At 62.7% G+C, this 3,369-nt stretch carries 2 protein-coding genes and 1 pseudogene; all 3 read left to right on the top strand.

From position 1 onward, the window contains the following. Positions 1–194: 194 nt before the first annotated feature. Complete coding sequence (locus XAXN_RS18295) at positions 195–1,745, top strand: choice-of-anchor Q domain-containing protein (RefSeq protein ID WP_174515578.1); 1,551 nt, start codon at positions 195–197, stop codon at positions 1,743–1,745. Positions 1,746–2,238: 493 nt separating this feature from the next. Further along, a complete protein-coding gene (locus XAXN_RS18290; protein WP_054320589.1) occupies positions 2,239–3,075 on the top strand; it encodes a restriction endonuclease in 837 nt (278 codons plus the stop codon). Between the two features lie 166 nt (positions 3,076–3,241). Next, positions 3,242–3,369, top strand: a pseudogene (locus XAXN_RS22060) (IS5/IS1182 family transposase); the annotation flags it as partial.

Below are 3,369 nucleotides of genomic sequence, written 5' to 3'. Positions count from 1 at the left end.
TTGATCAGCGTTGCCTTAGGTTGGAATCACGATGCGTGTGATAGCGCACCATGCCACGCCCCAATCGCGACACTGCGGCTTGCAACACGCCTGTCATCGATTTCGTTGACGTTGCGTATGGGCAACTGGCTCCCCTTCGCTCCCTTCTCTCAAGCAGGAACATCACCATGCGTTCAACACTTCACGCCACCGTCGTGACGGCAGGGCTTCTTGCGCTGGTCACCACCAGTGCGGCCATCGCCGCCGTGCCATCGGTGGCGCAATGCACCACGCCGCAGCCGTGGGCACACTCCAATGCCGGGCCGGTGGTCGGCAACGGCACGGCCGCCAGTTGTACCGCCAGCGCACTCGCTACTGCGGTGGCGCAAGGTGGCTATGTCACCTTCAACTGCGGCACGCGTGCGGCCAGCATCGCCGTCAACCAGACCATCAATATCAGCGCCAGCACGCCCACGGTGATCGATGGCCAGGGCAAGATCACCCTGGATGGCCGACAGGCTGCGCGCATCTTCCAGGTGCAGAACGGCAATGCGCTGTCGGTGCGCAATCTCAAACTGCAGAACGGCAGCTCCGTGCAGCCGGCATCCAACACACAATACGCGCCCGGCACCTGGGGCGGCGGCGCGATCAAGGTCAGCTACCGCGGCAAGCTGGAAGTGATCAACAGCCAGTTCCTGAGCAACCGCAGCAGCATTGGGGGTGGTGCCATTTTCGCCGGCAGCGATGCCGACGTGACCATCGTCAAGAGCGCGTTTTCCAAGAACACCTCCTGGTTGGGCGGCGCGCTGTACACGCAACTCAGCCGTCTGACCATCGTCAATTCCCAGTTTGTCGGCAACCAGGCCATCAATGCGCCGGCTGGCTTCCCGGATGCCGACCAGTTCGGCAACAGCGGCGCGATCGACACCGACGGCGCCTCGCTCGCCGGCTACCTCAATGCCGCCGCCGGTGGCGCCACGCTTTCGGTGTGCGGCACGGTGGTGCGCAACAACACCGCGGCCAACAGTGGTGGTGGCGCCACGTTGTGGGCGTATGCGCCCGACACCATTGACGTGCGCTACTCCACCTTCGCCAACAACATCGCCTACGGCGGCCCGGCCGGCGGTGCGCGCATCAGCCTGGGCTTCGGCGACACCACGCACTCCGGCACCACCATCACCACCCCGGGCATCATCAACGTCGAAGAAACCAGCTTCCTGTCCAACCGCGCCGAAAAGAGCAATGCCGGCGCCTTGTACATGGACTGCTACGGCCCATCCTGCAATGTCAGCAACAGCACCTTCTACGGCAACTACGCAAAGGGCGTGGGCGCGGCAATCCAGCATGTGGGTTGGCAGCCGTCCAATGGCGACCAGGGCAAGACCACGGTGCGCTTCAACAACGTCACCTTCGCTGAGAACACCCCCGGGTCGACGTTGTTCGGTAGCGGCTTCGACATCCGCAACAGCATCTTCTACTCCAAGACCGAGCGCACCTTCTGCAGCGACCAGAGCAGCACCGGCAACAACCTGATCGAGTACTCGGCTGCGGGCGGCCTGTTCTACAGCTGCCTCACCGCCGGCCTGGCACGCGCCACCGATCCGCTGCTGGGCGCACCGGCCGCCAATGGCGGCCCCACGCTGACCCAATTGCCCGCGGCCAACAGCCCGGTGCGCAATCTCGGCAGCAACTGCCGCACTATCGATCAGCGTGGTGTTGCGCGTGATACCGCGGTGTGCGATGCGGGTGCGGTGGAAATCAAGTAAGTCTTCCTCCCGCGTCCTTGCCGTCTGGCGAGGACGCGTAGCGTGACCGGACGGACGGTGTTCGCTCGGTCGCGCGATCAAACGTTCGTCGCATCACGATGCAAGGCCGGCGTCGATAGTCGTCCGCTGAGCCAGGAATCTCTTGGGCGCAGGATGACCGGTTGGACGGCGCGCTAGGCCGCGCTCTTTTCGTGCAGCACATGCCGAGCATCGCGACGATCGCGACACCGTCCGAAGACCGGGTGCCGACCAGACGGTGCAGCGTCCCCACGGCTACGCCTGCCAGATCGAAACGGATTGATGCACGTCGATCCCATCGCAGTCCCACGCAAGTGCGCTCTGCGCGAGGCAAGCGAACTCAATCTTTCGACACTGACCTATTGCATAGGGGTTAAGGACGCACGCGATGCGACCTGGTTCGCAAGCACATCCATGTGCTGCTGACAAACCTGCTGCCAGCGGCTATGGTCGCGACTGGAGCGGGGGTTCTTGCATGGCACGCAGACACAGGGACAGCACTTTCGACGCATTGGCCGCACTGCCGTGGCCACTGGCGCTCGTCGCCGGCCTCGTTGGCTATCTCACGGTGCGCTACGGCATCGCCTGGTGGCTATCGCAGCATGGCGGACTACTCGCGCAGGGCTTCGCCCAGCAATCGGACGCACTCTTCGCCCCGCTGGCCTGGATGCTGCTCGGCGTTTGCTGGCTCGCCGCGCTGGTCTCCTACCTCGGCGCTCGCCGACGCCGCCGCTTCCTCGACACCCGCACCAGCCTGGAAAGCCTCGCTGCCGGCGGCTGGCGCCAGTTCGAACAACTCGTCGCCGACGCCTTCCGCCGCCAGGGCTACCACGTCGAAGAAACCGGCCTGGGCGGCCCAGACGGCGGCATCGACCTAATCCTGCGCAAGGATGGCCGCCGCACGCTGGTGCAATGTAAACAATGGAAGCGTCAGCAAGTCGGCGTCGGCGTCGTGCGAGAAATGTATGGCCTGCTCGCTCATCACCAGGCACACGCGGTGAAGATCGTCTGCATCGGCAGCTACACGAAAGACGCCGAGCAGTTTGCCGAAGGCAAGCCGATTGAATTGGTTGGCGGCGAACAATTGCTGGACATGATTCGCGCGGTGCGACAGCACGCCACAGCGCAGCCGACGGTGGCATCGGCGCGTATCGAGCCTGTCTTTATTTCAGCTGATTCCACTGCCCCCGCGGCCGTGGTCGTTCCAAGCTGCCCGCGCTGCGGTAGCGCGCTTGTGCAGAGAAGAAACCGGCGTACCGGCGAGAACTTTCTAGGTTGCAGCCAGTTTCCGAAGTGCAGAGGAACTTCGTAAGTGAACCTGACCCCGTTTTCCGCCCCGTTTTCCATTTTCTGTTTCTTACCCTGTTTTTTTATAAGTAAACCCAACCCCGCTTCTTCCAAAATCTGAAGAAGGATCATAACTAAGAGCCGATAACAAAACCCTTGAATTTTGTTGAGTCGGCGGCAACATTGCCGACATGACACGTCGCAACGAGATCCCTATTGCGCTGTGGAAGCGCATCGAGCCACTGATTCCGCAGGTCAAGCCTTCCCCCAAAGGTGGACGACCTCGTGTCAGTGATCAGCAGGCCCTCAACGGCATCGT

Source organism: Xanthomonas axonopodis (assembly GCF_001304695.1).
Classification (GTDB): domain Bacteria; phylum Pseudomonadota; class Gammaproteobacteria; order Xanthomonadales; family Xanthomonadaceae; genus Xanthomonas; species Xanthomonas axonopodis.
The sequence above is the reverse complement of the archived record's forward strand: the minus strand, read 5'-3'. Positions and strand labels throughout refer to the sequence as shown.